Annotated in this window: 19 protein-coding genes; 8 read left to right on the top strand and 11 right to left on the bottom strand. The window is 73.5% G+C overall.

The window, feature by feature from the left end:
* Positions 1-14: 14 nt before the first annotated feature.
* Genes Q0444_RS11220 through Q0444_RS11205 form a run of 4 tightly spaced genes read right to left on the bottom strand, consistent with a single transcriptional unit; the run spans position 15 to position 2964 of the window.
* Complete coding sequence (locus Q0444_RS11220; protein WP_291085759.1) at positions 15-1196, bottom strand: MFS transporter; 1182 nt, start codon at positions 1194-1196, stop codon at positions 15-17.
* 24 nt (positions 1197-1220) lie between these two features.
* Positions 1221-1835: a LysE family translocator gene (locus Q0444_RS11215; RefSeq protein ID WP_291085763.1), complete on the bottom strand. Its 615-nt coding sequence runs from the start codon at positions 1833-1835 to the stop codon at positions 1221-1223.
* Positions 1832-2452, bottom strand: a complete 621-nt coding sequence (locus Q0444_RS11210) for a methylated-DNA--[protein]-cysteine S-methyltransferase (protein ID WP_299023253.1) — start codon at positions 2450-2452, stop codon at positions 1832-1834. Before Q0444_RS11210 ends, Q0444_RS11215 begins: the two co-directional genes overlap by 4 nt.
* Positions 2449-2964, bottom strand: coding sequence for an RNA polymerase sigma factor (locus Q0444_RS11205; RefSeq protein WP_291085766.1), 516 nt, complete (start codon positions 2962-2964; stop codon positions 2449-2451). Before Q0444_RS11205 ends, Q0444_RS11210 begins: the two co-directional genes overlap by 4 nt.
* 132 nt (positions 2965-3096) lie before the next feature.
* Between Q0444_RS11205 and Q0444_RS11200 the strand changes: the two genes are divergently transcribed.
* Positions 3097-4071, top strand: coding sequence for a triacylglycerol lipase (locus Q0444_RS11200; RefSeq protein ID WP_299023252.1), 975 nt, complete (start codon positions 3097-3099; stop codon positions 4069-4071).
* Positions 4072-4104: 33 nt separating this feature from the next.
* Here Q0444_RS11200 and Q0444_RS11195 read toward each other — a convergent pair whose 3' ends face one another.
* Positions 4105-5220: an LLM class flavin-dependent oxidoreductase gene (locus tag Q0444_RS11195; protein WP_299023251.1), complete on the bottom strand. Its 1116-nt coding sequence runs from the start codon at positions 5218-5220 to the stop codon at positions 4105-4107.
* Between the two features lie 103 nt (positions 5221-5323).
* Here Q0444_RS11195 and Q0444_RS11190 point away from each other — a divergent pair, with 103 nt between their 5' ends.
* Positions 5324-5788: a DUF1622 domain-containing protein gene (locus tag Q0444_RS11190; RefSeq protein ID WP_299023250.1), complete on the top strand. Its 465-nt coding sequence runs from the start codon at positions 5324-5326 to the stop codon at positions 5786-5788.
* Positions 5775-6185, top strand: a complete 411-nt coding sequence (locus Q0444_RS11185) for a cupin domain-containing protein (RefSeq protein WP_299023249.1) — start codon at positions 5775-5777, stop codon at positions 6183-6185. Before Q0444_RS11190 ends, Q0444_RS11185 begins: the two co-directional genes overlap by 14 nt.
* Positions 6186-6195: 10 nt before the next feature.
* Here Q0444_RS11185 and Q0444_RS11180 read toward each other — a convergent pair whose 3' ends face one another.
* Both Q0444_RS11180 and Q0444_RS11175 read right to left on the bottom strand, forming a co-directional pair.
* Positions 6196-7041, bottom strand: coding sequence for an SDR family oxidoreductase (locus Q0444_RS11180; RefSeq protein WP_299023278.1), 846 nt, complete (start codon positions 7039-7041; stop codon positions 6196-6198).
* Positions 7042-7064: 23 nt separating this feature from the next.
* A complete protein-coding gene (locus Q0444_RS11175; RefSeq protein ID WP_299023248.1) occupies positions 7065-7874 on the bottom strand; it encodes an SDR family NAD(P)-dependent oxidoreductase in 810 nt (269 codons plus the stop codon).
* 93 nt (positions 7875-7967) lie between these two features.
* On the opposite strand from Q0444_RS11175, the gene Q0444_RS11170 reads away from it, so the two are divergent.
* The 4 genes from Q0444_RS11170 to Q0444_RS11155 all read left to right on the top strand — a co-directional run bounded on the left by Q0444_RS11170 (position 7968) and on the right by Q0444_RS11155 (position 11545).
* Positions 7968-9323 (top strand): NAD(P)/FAD-dependent oxidoreductase, encoded by a 1356-nt coding sequence (locus tag Q0444_RS11170; RefSeq protein WP_291082698.1) that lies wholly within the window; start codon positions 7968-7970, stop codon positions 9321-9323.
* Positions 9320-9973, top strand: a complete 654-nt coding sequence (locus Q0444_RS11165) for a TetR/AcrR family transcriptional regulator (RefSeq protein ID WP_299023247.1) — start codon at positions 9320-9322, stop codon at positions 9971-9973. Before Q0444_RS11170 ends, Q0444_RS11165 begins: the two co-directional genes overlap by 4 nt.
* The gene (locus Q0444_RS11160) at positions 9970-10884 is read left to right on the top strand and encodes an alpha/beta hydrolase (RefSeq protein WP_291082704.1); all 915 of its coding nucleotides are present in this window, start codon (positions 9970-9972) and stop codon (positions 10882-10884) included. Before Q0444_RS11165 ends, Q0444_RS11160 begins: the two co-directional genes overlap by 4 nt.
* A gap of 109 nt (positions 10885-10993) precedes the next feature.
* On the top strand, positions 10994-11545 hold the full coding sequence (locus Q0444_RS11155) for a YceI family protein (RefSeq protein ID WP_291082707.1): 552 nt from the start codon (positions 10994-10996) through the stop codon (positions 11543-11545).
* A gap of 99 nt (positions 11546-11644) precedes the next feature.
* Here Q0444_RS11155 and Q0444_RS11150 read toward each other — a convergent pair whose 3' ends face one another.
* Entirely contained in the window at positions 11645-12241 is a 597-nt protein-coding gene (locus Q0444_RS11150; RefSeq protein ID WP_299023246.1) for a maltokinase N-terminal cap-like domain-containing protein, read from the bottom strand.
* Between the two features lie 223 nt (positions 12242-12464).
* Here Q0444_RS11150 and Q0444_RS11145 point away from each other — a divergent pair, with 223 nt between their 5' ends.
* On the top strand, positions 12465-12938 hold the full coding sequence (locus tag Q0444_RS11145) for a hypothetical protein (RefSeq protein ID WP_291082713.1): 474 nt from the start codon (positions 12465-12467) through the stop codon (positions 12936-12938).
* Between the two features lie 63 nt (positions 12939-13001).
* Here the strand turns inward: Q0444_RS11145 and Q0444_RS11140 are convergent, their stop codons facing one another.
* From Q0444_RS11140 to Q0444_RS11130, 3 genes are all read right to left on the bottom strand, one after another.
* The gene (locus Q0444_RS11140) at positions 13002-13904 is read right to left on the bottom strand and encodes an alpha/beta fold hydrolase (RefSeq protein ID WP_291082716.1); all 903 of its coding nucleotides are present in this window, start codon (positions 13902-13904) and stop codon (positions 13002-13004) included.
* Between the two features lie 74 nt (positions 13905-13978).
* On the bottom strand, positions 13979-14506 hold the full coding sequence (locus tag Q0444_RS11135) for a hypothetical protein (RefSeq protein ID WP_299023245.1): 528 nt from the start codon (positions 14504-14506) through the stop codon (positions 13979-13981).
* Complete coding sequence (locus Q0444_RS11130) at positions 14503-15693, bottom strand: AI-2E family transporter (RefSeq protein WP_291082722.1); 1191 nt, start codon at positions 15691-15693, stop codon at positions 14503-14505. The genes Q0444_RS11135 and Q0444_RS11130 overlap by 4 nt, the downstream gene beginning before the upstream one ends.
* Positions 15694-15695 lie beyond the last annotated feature (2 nt).

Here is a 15695-nt window from a genome sequence, read left to right as displayed (position 1 = left end):
GCCCGGCGCCGCCGCTACCCCAGCCGGCGCTGCGTGAGCGGGACGAGCAGCGCGCACACCACCGCCAGCCCGGCGATCCACGGCACGGGCCCGCCGAGGCGGGACAGTTCGGCGAGCACGTACGGGGTCGCCATCCCGAGGTAGGCCAGGACGTAGAACACGGCGACGAGTCCGGCGTGGTCGCGTGGCCCGGACTGGACCTCGACCTCGACCAGGCCGGCCACGAGCAGCGTCGCGTAGCCGATGCCGAGCAGCACGGCGACGGGCAGCAGCCACAGCGCCCGGCCGGGCAGGCCGGGTGAGGCGGCCAACACGGCGCCGGCGGCCATCCCGAGCGAGGCGGCGGTCAGCCCCATGACCGGCGGCCGGGAGGGGGGCGACGAGTCGGCCAGGCGACGGACCGCGGGTTGGACCAGGACCCCGGCGCCGAGGGTCACGCCCACCATCACGCCCGCGTACAGGGTGGGTCGCCCGCCGGCGTCCCCGCCGAGCAGGTCCGCCAGCACCGCGAACGACATGCTGGCGCAGCCGAACACCAACGGGGCCCACGGCGCGACGCCCAGCAGGAACCTGCGGGTACCCGCGCTGGCCGGGATGAGCGGGGCCCGCTCGGGTCCGCCTCGCGGTTCGTACGGGTCCGCGGCGTTCCACGCGGCGAGCAGCGCGACCGTCCCGAGCACCAGGTGGGGCACGTACGGCGTGAGGGTGGGCGCGGGGGCGAACTCCCCCACCACGCCCGCGACCAGGCCGCCGAGGCCGAAGCCGCCGGTGAGCGCGATCGCGGCGCGGCGGGCGCCGGTGCCGGGCGGGGCGCCGGCGGAGAGTTCGCGCACCCACGCGCTGCCGGCACCGAACGCCGCGCCGGAGGCGAGCCCGGCGAGGAACCGGCCGAGGTAGAGCCACAGCGGATCGGCGGGCCCGAACAGCATGAGGACGGTCGCGGCCAGCGACAGCACCAGCACGGGGCGCATGAGGACGCGGCGACCGTGGCGGTCGGACCACCGGCCCGCCACCAGCAGCGCGGGCAGCAGCCCCACGATGTACACGCTGAACATGGCGGTGACGTCGGACTGCGCGAGTCCCTGCTCGGTGCGGTAGAGGAACAGCAGCGGCGCGAACTGGTTGGCGCCCCAGCCCACGGCGAACACCGCGAGGGCGGCGCGCACCCAGCCGCGGTGGTCGACGGGAGAAGCCATGGGGCAGAACCTAGTCCGCCACGCTCAGCCGAGCGCGGCGATCACGAACGCCACCCCCACCGCCACGAACAGCGCGCTCGCCAGCAGCCCGACCCACGGCTGCGCGCGCCCGAGACGCCGGTTGACGCTCGGGTGGGAGGCCGCCACGGCGACCCCGCAGAACCATGCCAGGGCCACCCCGACCATCGCCGAGACGAGCGCGAGCGAGGCGACGGCGGACACCTCCCCGCGCAGGAACGGGGTGAGGACCGCGCCGAAGAACACCATCGCCTTGGGGTTGGCGAGGTTGGTGGCCAGGCCGAGCGCCACATCCCCGCGCGGAAGCGGACCCGCCGGGCGGGCGGCGGCGCGGGACCGTCGCCACCCGCGCAGCCCGAGCACGCCCAGGGTCGCGAGCAGGAGCCCGCCGGCCACCTGGAGGCCGGTCATGAGCCCGGGGTAGGCGCGGACCAGGGTGGCGAGGCCGGCGAACGCGGCCACCAACCACACCGAGATCCCCGAGACCACCCCGAGCGCCGTCGCGACCCCGTGGCGCCGGCCGGCGAGCGCACGGTCGAGGACGACGACGAGGTCGGGCCCCGGCGAGATCACCGCGATCGCCCAGACGCCGAACAGGGCGGCGACCTGCCCCGCCGTCACCCCGCCGATTCCATCGCGAGGAGGCGCCGCTTGGCCTCGAGCCCGCCGCGGTATCCGCCGAGCCCGCCGTCCGAGCGCAGGATCCGGTGGCACGGCCACACCAGCGGGAGCGGGTTGGTCGCGCACGCCGTGCCCACGGCGCGGACCGCGCCGGGCCGCTCGAGCCCGGCGGCGAGCTGCTTGTACGTGGCCGTCCGCCCGTAGGCCACCTCGGTCAGGTGCCGCTGCACCTCGCCCCGGAAACCCGTGGCCAGCCGGGTGTCGAGGGGCAGGTCGAACTCGCGGCGGCGACCGGTCAGGTACTCGTCGATCTGGTCGGCGGCGGCGTCCAGGGCGCGCGACCGCCCCTGTGCCCGGAGGACGCGCGGCCCGATCGTGGAGGCGAGCATGTCGAGGACCGCCCGCTCGTCCTCCACCTCGAAGGCCACGTAGACCAGCCCGCGCCCCGTCGCCGCCAGCACCAGGGCGCCGATCGGCGAGTCGACGGCCCGGAACAGCACGTCGACCAGGCCCTCCCGCTCGGCGTCCCGCGCGAGGCGCTCGCGCAACCCCGCGGTGTCCGCCGGGGCGGCCCGGAGCATGCTCGTGGCCCTGTCCGTCATGGTCCTGTCCGTCATGGCGTGCACTCCTCCCTCTCGCGCAGCGCGGCCACCCCGTCCGAGGCGGCGCGACGGGCCGCCGCCTCGGTGCCGCCCGTGAGCTCGGCGATCTCGGCGTAGGGGAGTCCGCCCAGGTACCGGTAGGCCACGCAGATCCGCTGCCGGGTGGGCAGGGCCGCGACGGCCGCCCAGATCCCGGCGGCGGCGGGCTCGTCGTCGTCGACCGTCCCGGTTCCCCGGGCGCCGCCGCGCACCCACCCGTCGAGCAGGGCGACGTCGTCGGCGCCGCCCGCCGGCGTGGCCGCCCGGGCCGACCGCCGGACCACATCCACGGCCCTGCGGTGGGCGACCCGGACCAGCCAGGCCTCGACGTTGGTCTCCTCCGGCAGCTCCGGCCAGGCCCGCAGCGCGGACAGGAACGTCTCCGACCACGCGTCGTCGGCGTCGGCGCCCGGCCCCAGAACGGCCCGGCAGACGCGCAGCACGGTCGGACCGTGGCGCTCCACCGCGGCGTCGAAGGGTGCCCTCATGGCTGAGATCCTCCCTCGTCGCCCGCGCTGTGGCCCGGTGTGGCCCGCCCGGTAGTCGTCCCGCGCCGCGGATGTGTGAGGTCGGGGCGCGCAGCGGTTCCCTCTCGGCCGCGGGGCTCGCATACTGGTCACATGCTGCCACGTCATTCCGCCCGTCCGCGGCTGGCCGGGGCCCTCGCGGCCGTCGCCCTGGCGGTCCCGCTCGCCGCGGGGCTGACCGCCGCCGGGTCCGCCTCGCCCGCGCTCGCCCCGCGGGCCCAGGCCGGGCCGGTCGAGGACGCGGTCGCCGCGCTGGACCCCACGGGCGAGCTCGGGCCCTACGTCACCGAGGCGCTGAACGGGGCCAACGGACCGCTGGGGGCGCCCGGACCGCCGGCCCCCGTGGACACCACGGTCCCGTGCCGACCCACGCCCGCCCATCCGCGGCCGGTGATCCTGGTCCACGGCACCTTCGACACCGGACCGAACACCGCGCCCCGGCTGGGCGAGCCCCTGCGCCGGCAGGGGTTCTGCGTGGTCTCCCCGACCCTCGGGGCGTACGCGGGGAATCCGCGGCGCGGCGGGCTCGACTCGATCGCCGGGGCGTCCGGCCCGCAGCTCGCGGGCGTGATCGACCACGTCCGCGCGGTCACCGGCGCCGGGCAGGTGGACCTGGTCGGGTACTCGCAGGGTGCCGCGATCGCCGGGTACACCACCAAGGTGCTGCGGCCGGGCGCGGTGAACCGCGTGGTCTCGGTCGGGGGCTACTGGGGCGGCGACCACGGCGGGTTGATCCCGAACGACCTGCCACCCCAGGCCGCCGGGGCCGCGCTGTGGGCCGCGAACCTGCGGGGGCTGGCGGAGCTGGCGCCGGGGAGCCCGCTGCTCGCGGCCTGGTACGGACCGGACCGGAGCCCGTTCCTCCCGGGCGTCGGGTACACGCTCATCGCCACCCGCGGCGACCACCTGCTGCCGCCGGAGCGGAGCTTCGTCCCCGGCCCGGGCGTGGTCTGGCGGGTCCCGGAGGACGCCTGCGGCGGCGCGCCCACGTCCCATCCGGGCTTGGCGGTGGATCCGCGGACCCACGCCCTCGTGGCGGGCGCCCTGGGCGGGGCCGGGGGCTGCTGAGCCTCGGCCGCCCGACGGTGGGCCCCGGCCCCGTCAGGTCCGCGACACCTGCTGCGGCACCCCGGCCTCGTACCCCGCCGCCGCCAGCAGTTCCCGCACGCGCGGGATGACCTTACGACCGTAGAGGTCGATGGAGTTCATGAGGTGCTCGTGGGGGGTGGGGCCGCTGGCGTACTTGAGGTCGAACCGGTCCAGCCCCAGCGTGCGGACGGTGGCGGCGATCTTCTGCGCGACCGTCTCCGGGGATCCGACGTACATCGCGCCGGATCTGACCTCGCTGTGGAAATCGGCTTCCACGGCGTCGCCCCACCCGCGCTCGCGGCCGATCTGGTTGCGGTTGACCAGCCAGTGCGGCATGGCCAGCGCGGCGGCCTTGGCGTCGGTCTCGGCGATGAAGCCGGGCGAGTGGACGGCGATGGGCAGCCGGGGCGCGCCCGTGCCCGCGAGCTGGGCGTTGGCCTGCCGGTAGAGGTCCGCGAACGGGGCGAACCGGCCGGCGGGCCCGCCGATGATCGCGAGCATCAGGGGCATCCGGTAGCGGGCGGCGCGCACCACGGACTCCGGGCTGCCGCCCACCGCGATCCACGCGGCGAGGCCGTTCTCGGTCTTCGGGTAGACGTGCTGCTCGACCAGCGGCGGCCGGAGGTCTCCCGACCAGGTGACCGGCCCCTCGGGCAGCAGCGCGGCGAACAGGTCGAGCTTCTCGCTGAACAGCTGCTCGTACTGCTGGAGGTCGAAGCCGAACAGGGGGAACGACTCGGTGAACGACCCGCGGCCCAGGACGACCTCCGCGCGGCCGTTCGACATCGCGTCGATCGTGGAGAAGCGCTGGAACACGCGGATCGGATCGTCGCTGGAGAGCACGGTGACCGCGGACCCGAGGGTGATGCGCTCGGTCCGGGTGGCGATGCCGGCCAGCACGACGTCCGGGGCGGAGACGGCGAAGTCGGGACGGTGGTGCTCGCCGACGCCGAAGGCGTTCACCCCCACCCGGTCCGCGAGTACCGCCTGCTCGACCACGTCGCGGATCACCTGCGCGTGGGGGACGGGCGCGCCGTCCCGGTCGACGCTGGTGTCGCCGAAGGTGTCGAGGCCGAACGCGACGGCGTGCGCCGGGGACCCGGGGGTGGGGGGCGTGGGAGGAGTCATGCCGACGATATTAGTTGATCTGTCAATCAGAGTGGGTTCCCGACCCTTCCCGCCCGGTTCCGCCGGGTTCTCCCGGGGGCCCCGGCCGGACTAGGGTTCGGCCATGACGTTCACGGAGGCCATGGAGACCGTCGGCAAGACGATGGACGTGATCGGGGTGGCCGCCATCGTCGTGGGGGCGCTGGTGGCGGCGGTGCTCACGCTGAGCCCGGGCCGCCGGTTCGGCTCCGAGGGCGACGCCTACACCGCCTTCCGCCGCCGCCTCGGGCGCGCGATCCTCCTGGGCCTGGAACTGCTGGTGGCGGCGGACATCATCCGGACCGTGGCGATCTCCCCGACCTTCGAGTCGGTACTGCTGCTCGCCCTCATCGTTCTGATCAGGACGTTCCGCAGCTGGTCGCTCGAGCTGGAGATCTCGGGCCGCTGGCCGTGGCAGAAGAAGGCGGCCCCGCCGCAGTCGCCTCACGGCCCGACGGGGGACGGCATGATGGGGGTGACCGAACGAGCGGACCCGCCGGCCCCGGCCGGGCCCGGCGAACCGAGAGGACCACACGATGACCGCCAGTGATCACGGACCCGAGCCCTACGTCGTCAACATCGAGGACCAGACCCTCGCCAACACCAACTACCGGACCACCCTCTGGTCCGGGAAGTACATGCAGATGACGGTGATGGCGATCGCGCCCGGGGAGGACATCGGCCTGGAGGTGCACCACGACCACGACCAGTTCCTGCGGGTCGAGCAGGGCCGCGGCCGCGTCCAGATGGGCCCGGCGGAGGACCGGCTCGACTTCGACGAGGAAGTCGGCGACGACTGGGTGATCCTCGTCCCGGCCGGCTCGTGGCACAACGTCACCAACATCGGCGACGAGCCGCTCAAGGTCTACTCGCTCTACGGCCCGCCGGAGCACGCCCACGGCACCGTCCACGCCACCAGGGCGGACTCGGACGCGGACGAGCACTGACCCCGGGCCGTCAGGCGCCGGCCGGGGCCCCTGTCCGGCGGCGGCGGGTGGCGCCCACGTACCTCGTCAGCATCCGGTCCATCAGCGCCGGCGAGAGGCGCTGGAGCCGCCACGTCGCCCTGGCCCGCGCCGGCTCCACGACGAGCGCGCGGTTGGCGGCGACCCCCCGCAGCACACTCCGCGCGAGCTCGTCGGGGTCGAGAGGCGTCCGCACCCCCTGGCCGTCGAGGTAGTAGTGGCGGCCGTCGAAGCCGCCGAGTTCACCCTTGTCGAGGATCGCGGTGTCGACGGCCGCCGGACACACCACCGTCACGCCGACACCGTGGCCGGCGGCCTCGGCGCGCAGCGAGAGCCCCAGCCCCACCACGGCGTGCTTGGTCATGGCGTAGCTGGTGATGAGCCCGGCCGGGCACAACCCGCCCATCGACGCCGTGAGGACGAGCGAACCCGACCCCCGACCGACCATGCCCGGATACGCCGCGTGGACGCAGTGCACCACCCCGCGGATGTTCACGTCGACGATCGCGTCCCACTGCTCGAGGGTGAGCAGTTCGGTGTCTCCGCCCCAGGTGATGCCGGCGTTCGCGAACATCAGGTCGAGCCCGCCGTGCTCGGCCACTACGTCGTGGACCAGCGCCGCCACCGCGCCGGCGTCGGTCACGTCGAGCCGGGCCGAGCGGGCCCGTCCGGGCCCCCGGGCGTCGGCAGTGAGTGCGTCGGCGACCCCGCGGGCGGCCTCGCCGTCGATGTCGGTCACCACCACGTGCGCCCCGGCCCGCACCAGGGCCGCCGCGAGCGCGGCCCCGATCCCCGACCCGCCGCCGGTGACGATCGCGGACCGCCCGGTGAGGTCCACCCGGTCGTCGGACCGCCGGCGCCTCACGAGAACGCCCTGGTCGCGAGGCCGAGGACGTCTGGGTACCGCTCGAGCTGGGCGCCCCCGTCGACGGCGAGATCCTCCCCCGCCATCCACGGCGAACCCTCGAGGTACAGGACCGCCCGCGCGACGTCCTCCGCGGTGCCCCGGTGGGGGATCGCCGAGTTCTCGGCGTACTCCTCGGCCAGCCCGGGGATCTGCAGCACCGGCTCGGTGAGTGGGGTCACGAGGAACCCGGGCGAGACGGTGTTGACCCGGACCCCCCGCTCGCCGAGCTCCAGCGCCGCGACCTGGGCCAGCATGACCAGGCCCGCCTTGGCGGCGCAGTAGGCGGCCATCCCGCGGCCGGGTCGGCGCGCGTTGAGCGAGGCGATCGCGATCATCGCGCCACCGTCCCGGACCGCGCGGCCGCCGTGCTTGAACACGAGGAACGCGCCGGTCAGGCAGACGTCCACCACCCGCCGGAACTCCGCGGCATCGTGGTCGGTGACCAGTCCGAGCGTGCTCACCCCGGCGGTGGTCACCACGAGGTCGGGGCTCGCGCCGTCGAACAACGCCTCCACCGAACCCTCGTCCGAGACGTCGACCGCCCGGGCGGCGTGGAACCCGTCGCCGGCCGCCGCCCCGCGACGACCGTCCAACTCGCCGGCCCGGGCGGCGGCGAGGTCCGCGTCGAGGTCCGCGATCGTCACTTGCCACCCGTCGGCGGCGAGCGCCTGCGCCGTGGCCCAGCCGATCCCGGAGGCGCCGCCCACCACCACGGCCCGCCTCGTGGAGCCTGAGGTGTGTGCATCGAACCCTGCGGTGGCCATGCGTGCTCCCGTCTGGATGGGGAAGTTGTTGACGCCCGTCAATCTAGGGCCATATTGTGATCGGCGCCATAGTTCTCCCACGAAGAGGTCCCCATGACATCCACTCCCTCGGTCGCCGTGATCGGCGCGGGCATCAGCGGCCTCACCACGCTCAAGATGCTGGAGGACTACGGCATCGACGCGGTGTGCTTCGAAGCCTCGGACCGGATCGGCGGGAACTGGGCGTTCGACAACCCCAACGGCAGCTCCAGCGCGTACCGCTCGCTGCACATTGACACCTCCAAGCACCAGCTGAGCTTCCGGGACTTCCCGATGCCCGACGAGTTCCCGGACTTCCCCCACCACTCGCAGATCAAGCAGTACCTCGACGACTACGCCGAGGCCTTTGACCTGCTGGGCTCGATCGAGTTCGAGAACCGGGTCCTCAGTGCGGTGCGGCTGCCCGACGGCGGCTGGGAGCTCACCACCGAGCGTTCGGGCACCCGGCGCTTCGACGCGCTCGTGGTGGGCAACGGGCACCACTGGGACCCGCGGTTCGGCGATTTCCCGGGCGAGTTCACCGGCGAGATGATCCATTCTCACGCCTACGTCGACCCGTGGGACCCGCTGGACCTGGTGGGCAAGCGCATCCTCGTGGTGGGCCTCGGCAACAGCGCGGCCGACATCGCGGTCGAGCTGTCCTCCAAGATCATGCGCAACGAGGTGGTGATCTCCACCCGCTCGGGCGCGTGGATCGTCCCGAAGTACATCGCCGGCCAGCCCGCCGACAAATACTTCGCCACCTTCCCGTTCCTGCCGTACTCGTGGCAGCGCAAGGCCATCCAGGCCATGCAGCCGATGTCCGCGGGGCGGCCGGAGTCGTACGGGTTGCCCAAGCCCAACCACAAGTTCTTCGAGGCGCACCCCACCCAGTCGGTGGAACTCCCGCTGCGGCTGGGGTCGGGGGACGTCACCGCCAAGGGGAACATCGACCGGTTCGACGGCCGGACCGTGCACTTCGAGGACGGCACGGCCCAGGAGTTCGACGTGGTCATCCAGGCCACCGGGTACACCACGTCGTTCCCGTTCTTCGATCCCGAGTTCCTCTCCGCGGACGCGCACAACCACATCCCCCTCTACAAGCGGATGTTCTCGCCCGGGATCGACGACCTGGCGTTCGTCGGGTTCGCCCAGTCCACTCCCACGCTGTTCCCCTTCGTCGAGGCGCAGGCCCGCCTCGTCGCGGCGTGGGCCGCCGGCCTGTACCGGACGCCGACGGTCGCGGAGATGGAACGGGTGATCCTGGCGGACGAGAAGAAGTACATCGGCCATATGCTCGACACCCCCCGCCACCAGCAGCAGGTCGACTACTTCCTCTACGAGCACGATCTGCGCACCAAGGAGATCCCCCACGGCCTCGAGCGCGCCCGGAGGCTCGGGAGCGCCCTGCCGAGCAGGGAGACGGTGTGACTCCCGTCGGCCCGCCGGCCGCCTCCTCGCCGCGCGGCGACCGGCGGCGGGAGGCCCTGCTCGCCGCGCTCGACGACCGGCTGCGCACGACCGCCCTCGACGACATCTCGGTGGCGGACCTCACCGACGCCGCCGGCATCACCCGGTCGGCGTTCTACTTCTACTTCGACTCCAAGGCCGCCGCGGTGTCGGTGCTGCTGGTGGTGGTCAACGAGGAGGCCCGGGCGTCCACCGAGATGATCGTGGGCGGCGCGGACGCCTTCCGTGCCCGCGTCACCGCCGCTCTCTCGCTGCTCGTCGAGCGGGTGCTGGACAGCGGTCATATCTACCGGGCGCTGCTCACCGCACGCACCACCCACGACGCGACCCGCGAGATGTGGGACGAGGGTCGCCGGATCCTGGCCGCCCCGATCGCCGACTTCCTCCGCGCCGAGCGGGCCGCCGGGTGGGCCCCCGAGGGTGCGGACGCCACCGTGCTCGCCGAGAGCCTGATCCACATCAACGAGTCCGTGCTCGAGCGGCTGGTGTACGTCCCCGACGCGCCCCGCGAGCCACTGATCGCCACCGCCGCGGACATGTGGGTGCGCGCCGTCTACGGCCGACCCGACCCCGCGGTGGACGCCGCGGCCGACCCAGGGAGAACCGAATGAGCAGTCCCGTCGACGTCACCTTCCGCTCCGGTTCCGGCGAGCACGCCGCCGACTGCCGCGCGTGGTTCCTCCCCGCCGCCGGCGCGGAACCCGGCAGTGAGCGGCCCTGCGTGGTGATGGCGCACGGGCTGGGCGGAACCGCCGACTCGGGCCTCATGCCGTTCGCCGAGGCGTTCGCCGCCGCCGGGTACGCCGCCCTGGCCTTTGACTACCGCGGGTTCGGGCGGTCCGGGGGCCGACCCCGGCAGGTGGTCTCGCCCGAGCGCCAGCAGGAGGACTACCGGGCCGCGATCGCCGCGGCCGCCGCGCAACCGGGCGTGGACCCCGCCCGCATCGTGCTCTGGGGTTGCTCGCTCGCGGGTGGCCACGTCCTCGAGGTGGCCCGCGGGCGAGCGGACATCGCGGCCGTCATCTCGATGGTCCCGCTGGTCGACGGACGGGCGGCCGCCGTGGCTGCGGCACGCCAGCACAGGCCCGCCTCGCTCCTCCGCTCGACCGGGACGGCGATCGCCGCCAGAGCCGTCACCGCTCTGGGTCGGGCGGAGCCGATGGTCCCCCTCACGGGTCCGCCCGGATCCACGGCCCTGCTCTCCCTCGACGGATACGAGCAGGCGTACACCTCCGTCGCCGGGCCCACCTGGCGCAACGAGGTCGGCGCGTCCATCGGCACGGAACTGGGCTCGTTCCGGCCCGGTCGGCACGCGGATGACCTCGCCGGGGTCCCCCTCCTGGTCCAGATCGCCGACCTGGACCGCAGCGCCCCGCCGCACGCCGCCGCCACCGCCGCCTTCTCCGCGCGGGCGGAGGTCCGCCACTACCCCGGGGACCACTTCGACCTGTTCGCCGGCCGGCCCTGCCACGACCGCGCGGTGGCGCACGCCGTCCATTTCCTGCGACGCCACGTGGGGTGACCCAGCTCACACGCCACGGTTGTTGACATGTCACAGAGGTGCGCCTACATTGAGTGACACAGCAAGTAATCGCCCGGCCCACCGGCCAGACCAACCCCAAGGAGTCATCATGACCGCGAACCTCACCGACCTCACCGGCACCTGGACCCTCGACACCACCCACACCCGCCTCGGCTTTGTCACCCGCCACGCGATGATCACCAAGGTCCGCGGCTCGTTCAACGACTTCGAGGGCACCGTCACCGTGCCGGGCGAGGGCATCGACGGCGCGAGCGCCCAGGTCACCATCAAGGCCGCCTCGATCGACACCCGCAACGCCGATCGCGACGGCCACCTGAAGTCCAACGACTTCTTCGACATGGAGACCTACCCGGAGATCACCTTCACCTCCACGGCGATCGCCGCCAACGGCTCCGGCGGCGTGGACGTGACCGGCGACCTCACCATCAAGGGCACCACCAAGTCCGTGACCATCCCCTTCGACTACGAGGGCACCGCCACCGACCCGTTCGGCAACCTCCGCGCCGGCTTCGAGGGCTCCACGACCCTCAACCGCAGCGACTTCGGCCTCACCTGGAACGCCGCGCTCGAGACCGGCGGCGTGCTCGTCTCCGAGAAGATCACCCTCGAGATCGAGGTCTCGGCCATCAAGAGCGCCTGAGCCCAGCCGCTCGGCAGCACCGCAGCACCGACACCGACACCGCCCCCGCCTCGCACGAGGTGGGGGCGGTGTCCTGCGTGGGCCAGCCGGCCGGAACGCTCAGTCGACCACGACGAGGACCGCCGTGTGCGAGCCGTCGGCGTCGTGCCAGGTCCCGCTGAGCGTCCCCGGCGAGCCGATGAGCGGGCAGTCCGCCTCGGCGTCGTTCTCCTCGGAGATCACCCGGAGGATCTGCGGAGCGGACCCCGGGTCGGTCGCGGACCCGCTTCCGCCGCCTCGGATGTTCACCGGCGCGGGCGTGATCGTGCCGTCCTCCACGGCCAGGTGGTCGGCCGCGGTGTCGCGGTGTCCGATCACCCGGCGCACCTCGGCCACGTACACCGGGTCGGCGGGGGCGTCGTACACCCACCGCGGGCCGAGGACCGAGTGGTCGACGGTGCCGACAAGGGCGCCCTCGGCACCCGGCAGCTCCTCGCCGCGGTAGGTGACCGGGACGTGGAAGGTCCTCGCGCCGTCGGTGAGCAGGAACGACTCCATGCCCACCTGGCCGTCCGGGTCGACGAACCGGTAGGAGGTCACCTGCTCCAACCGGTCCGGGTCACCGTCGAACCACGACTGCTCGCGGATCCACGCGCGGAGCAGGTCGATTTTGCCCGGGGTGAGGACGGCGTCATAGATCTCGGCGGTTCCACTCATGGCTCAAGCATCCCCGCCGACCCGGGGTCCGGCAAACCCGACCCGGCCGATATCGGGGCTGATGAAGAAATTCTCCGCCCGCGCTCCGGCCCTGCGCATCGCGTGGATCCGGGCTCTTTCGCCGCCGCGATGTGAGTGCGATCACAGCCAGGAGCGGTTACGCCCGCTACGGTGGCCGCCGTGCTCCGGGACACCCCCGGCACCCGATCGAAAGGCTCCCCATATGACGCAGTCCACCATGAAGAAGTCCATGGCCGTCATCGGCTCCGCCGCCGCCCTCTCCTTCTCCGGCGCCGGCCTCGCCGCCGCGCAGAGCGACCTCCCCGGCCTCGATTCCGGCTCGCTGGGCGCCGCGGAGGCCACCGAGACCGACGAGACCGACACCGACGACGCGGAGACCCCGGCCGAGGTGTCCGAGATCGCCGCGCAGCTCTGCGGCTCGATCTCCGCCTACGATTTCCTCGGCTCCGTCGGCTCCGTCGTGCCGGGACTGACGGGCGACGACTGCGAGGCCAACGCCGACCTGGCGATCGCCGCCGCCATGACCGGGGACATCTCCGGCGCGCTCGACATCCTGCGCGGGATCGACGCCGGGACCCCGGAGGAGACCGAGACCGACGAGACGGTCGACTCCGGATCCCTCGACTCGCTCAGCGCCGACGCGGATGAGACCGACGACGCCGAGACCGGCGCCTGACCCACGGCGGCCGAACGTCCTCGGCCCCGGTTCCCCGTCGCGGGAACCGGGGCCGAGTCGCGTTCAGGACTCGCCGTCACCGCCCGCGGTCACGAGGGTGCTGAGCGTGTCGTGGTCGATGTGCCCGGGCTCCGTCGACTCCATGAACTCGGTGATGATCCGCTCGACGGCGGCGGGATCCTCGACGTGGGGGTAGTGCCCGGTGCCCTCGACGATCGCGAGTCGGCTGCCCGGGATCGCGTCGTGGGTGGCGTGCCCGTGCGAGACGGGGATGATCGGGTCCCGGTCGCCCCAGATCAGCTGGAACGGCAGCTGTCCGGCCAGGTGGAGGCGGTTGTTGGCGGAGACGGCCTGCCCCTTGTTGTCCACGACGGCGCGCAGGGTCTTGAAGAAGGTCCGCCGATGGCCCGGCTTCCCGAGCGACTCGTAGGCCGCCCACGGTTCCTCCAGCGAGACCGCGCGGACGCCCTTGCCGGTGAGGAATCCGCGGGCCCTGTCCCCGGCGGACACCAGGAACGGGGCCGCCGCGCCGGTGAGCAGCAGTTCCGCACCCGGGACCGCGAGGAGCCGCAGGATCCAGTTGACCTCCTTGCCCAGGCCGCCGCTCCCGATCAGCGCGATGCGCTCGCAGAAGTCGGGGTACTGGTAGACGAACTGCAGGGCCACGCCGCCGCCGAGCGAGTGGCCGATCACCGTGCAGCGCCGGACGCCCTTGACCACCAGCAGGTCGCGCAGGGCCGACGCCATGGCCCCGAGCGAGTAGTCGTCGAAGTCGAGTGAGCTCTCCCCGTGGCCGGGTAGGTCCGGGGCGAGGATGTGGTACGAGGATTCGAGGCGCGGGATCATCTCGCGCCAGGTGCCGGAGCTCCCCGCCATCCCGTGGATGAGCAGCAGCGTGGGCTTGCCCTCGCCGGCCCCCGCCTCGCGGTAGGCCAGCTCGCGGCCGTGGAGCGTCGTCTTCTGCATGTCGCATTCCCCCTCGGGGACGGCCTGTCGCGCCGTACCTCGGCGCGCGATCGGCCACTGACCATTGTGCGGCATCACGGACCCGCCGGGCGGTTCTCCCCGTCACACTCCGCCCCGAAGGCCCGCGCGAGCCGGCGGTGCCGGTGGGCGAAGAGCGCCCCGACCACCACGCGGACGACCCGGCGGGGCACCAGCAGCCGTGGTTGGGCCCGCAGGGTGTCGGTGACCCGGGTGGTCCCGTCCGGGAGCGACTCGAGTTCGCGGCGGTGCTCCCACACCCGGCACGACCCGAGGCGCGAGCGCTCCCGGAAGTAGCGGGGCGCCACCAGGTCCACCACCACCAGGTCGTCGTACTCCACCGGGATCACCCCGCAGACCAGGATCCACGCTCGACCGATCGACCGACCCCGCGGCAGGTCCACGATGGACGACCCCGCCAGGCGCGAGGGGAACCGCATGGTCAACAGGGGCCCGAACTCGTCGCTGACGCCCTCCGCGGTGACGACGCGCGCCCACACCCGGTCACGGGCGGCGCGGACCACGCTCGACCGGACCACCTCGACCGCCGAGCCCGGTGGGGTCCGAGCCGGGCCGGACCTCACCGCGACGCGGGTCCGCTCGCGGGGACCGCGACCTCGTCGTCGTCGTCACCGTCCGGCCCGGACACCTGGTCGCGCTCGGGCACGATCCCCTCGCCCGGTTCCCCGCCCCGCGCGGCCAGGTACCTCACCACCGTGTTGACCATGGCGGTGACGGGGACCGCGAACAACGCCCCCACGATGCCGAACAGGTAGGTCCCCCCGGTCACGACGAGGATCACGGCGAGCGGGTGCAGCGCCACGGCGTGGCCCATGAGGAGCGGCTGGAGCAGATGGGACTCGATCTGGTGCACCACCACGACGATCGCCAGCATCGCCAGCGCTATCGCCGGGCCCTTGTCCACCAGCGCCAGGAGGGTGGGGATGAGGCCGGCGACGAGCGTGCCGACGATCGGCACGAAGGAGGCCAGGAACACCACCACGACGATGGGGACCACGAACGGCACGCCCAGCACCAGGGCGCCGAGCCCGACCCCCGCCGAGTTGATGGCCGCCACGGTGAGCTGGGTGCGGGTGTACGCGCCCAGGCTGCCCCAGCCGTGCCGGAACGCGGTGTCGACGTGCCCGCGGCTCGCCCTGGGGAGCCAGCGCACGAAGAACTCCCACAGCTTCTCCCCGTGGTAGAGGAAGAAGAACAACGAGACCAGGCAGATGAGCAGGCCGGCCACGGCGTCGACCGCGGTGTGGCCGAAGTGGACCGCGCCCGCGGCGAGCGTCTGGGAGTGACCCTCGAGCCAGCTGCGGCTCTGGGCCACGGCCTCTTGCAGCCGGTCGGCGGTGAGGTGGAGGGGGCCGTCCTCCAGCCACCGCAACGCGGAGTCGGTCCCGCTGGCCAGCTTGTCGCGCATCGCGGGGACCCCGGTGGCGAACTGCGTGGTCACCGCCGCGAGCGCGCCCAGGATCGCCAGGAGGAGACCGACGACGACGACGAGGGCCGCGGCCGCCCGCGGGACCCGCGCCGGGATGCGGTCCACGAGGGGCCTGAGCAGGGCCGCGAGCAGCACCGCGATGGCCACGGGCGCGAGGATCACGGACAGCCGGCCCACCGCCTGCCCGAGGACCCAGGCGCCGGCCACGATCAGGAGCAGGCACGCCGACCACGCCGCGGCGAGGACCACTGGATAGGGCAGATGGGTCCGCGGGATCGCGGCCGTCCCGGCGTCGGCGCCGTCGGATCCGGGGTTCGTCATGG

It is taken from the genome of uncultured Dietzia sp., from assembly GCF_937873725.1.
Taxonomy (GTDB): domain Bacteria; phylum Actinomycetota; class Actinomycetes; order Mycobacteriales; family Mycobacteriaceae; genus Dietzia.
The sequence above is the reverse complement of the archived record's forward strand: the minus strand, read 5'-3'. Positions and strand labels throughout refer to the sequence as shown.

What these genes read in the sequence shown, in the direction of transcription:
- Q0444_RS11220 (WP_291085759.1), bottom strand. Translation starts at nt 1,196, where the DNA reads ATGGCTTCTCCCGTCGACCACCGCGGCTGGGTGCGCGCCGCCCTCGCG.
- Q0444_RS11210 (WP_299023253.1), bottom strand. Translation starts at nt 2,452, where the DNA reads ATGACGGACAGGACCATGACGGACAGGGCCACGAGCATGCTCCGGGCC.
- Q0444_RS11205 (WP_291085766.1), bottom strand. Translation starts at nt 2,964, where the DNA reads ATGAGGGCACCCTTCGACGCCGCGGTGGAGCGCCACGGTCCGACCGTG.
- Q0444_RS11200 (WP_299023252.1), top strand. Translation starts at nt 3,097, where the DNA reads ATGCTGCCACGTCATTCCGCCCGTCCGCGGCTGGCCGGGGCCCTCGCG.
- Q0444_RS11195 (WP_299023251.1), bottom strand. Translation starts at nt 5,220, where the DNA reads ATGACTCCTCCCACGCCCCCCACCCCCGGGTCCCCGGCGCACGCCGTC.
- Q0444_RS11190 (WP_299023250.1), top strand. Translation starts at nt 5,324, where the DNA reads ATGACGTTCACGGAGGCCATGGAGACCGTCGGCAAGACGATGGACGTG.
- Q0444_RS11185 (WP_299023249.1), top strand. Translation starts at nt 5,775, where the DNA reads ATGACCGCCAGTGATCACGGACCCGAGCCCTACGTCGTCAACATCGAG.
- Q0444_RS11175 (WP_299023248.1), bottom strand. Translation starts at nt 7,874, where the DNA reads ATGGCCACCGCAGGGTTCGATGCACACACCTCAGGCTCCACGAGGCGG.
- Q0444_RS11170 (WP_291082698.1), top strand. Translation starts at nt 7,968, where the DNA reads ATGACATCCACTCCCTCGGTCGCCGTGATCGGCGCGGGCATCAGCGGC.
- Q0444_RS11160 (WP_291082704.1), top strand. Translation starts at nt 9,970, where the DNA reads ATGAGCAGTCCCGTCGACGTCACCTTCCGCTCCGGTTCCGGCGAGCAC.
- Q0444_RS11155 (WP_291082707.1), top strand. Translation starts at nt 10,994, where the DNA reads ATGACCGCGAACCTCACCGACCTCACCGGCACCTGGACCCTCGACACC.
- Q0444_RS11150 (WP_299023246.1), bottom strand. Translation starts at nt 12,241, where the DNA reads ATGAGTGGAACCGCCGAGATCTATGACGCCGTCCTCACCCCGGGCAAA.
- Q0444_RS11145 (WP_291082713.1), top strand. Translation starts at nt 12,465, where the DNA reads ATGACGCAGTCCACCATGAAGAAGTCCATGGCCGTCATCGGCTCCGCC.
- Q0444_RS11140 (WP_291082716.1), bottom strand. Translation starts at nt 13,904, where the DNA reads ATGCAGAAGACGACGCTCCACGGCCGCGAGCTGGCCTACCGCGAGGCG.
- Q0444_RS11130 (WP_291082722.1), bottom strand. Translation starts at nt 15,693, where the DNA reads ATGACGAACCCCGGATCCGACGGCGCCGACGCCGGGACGGCCGCGATC.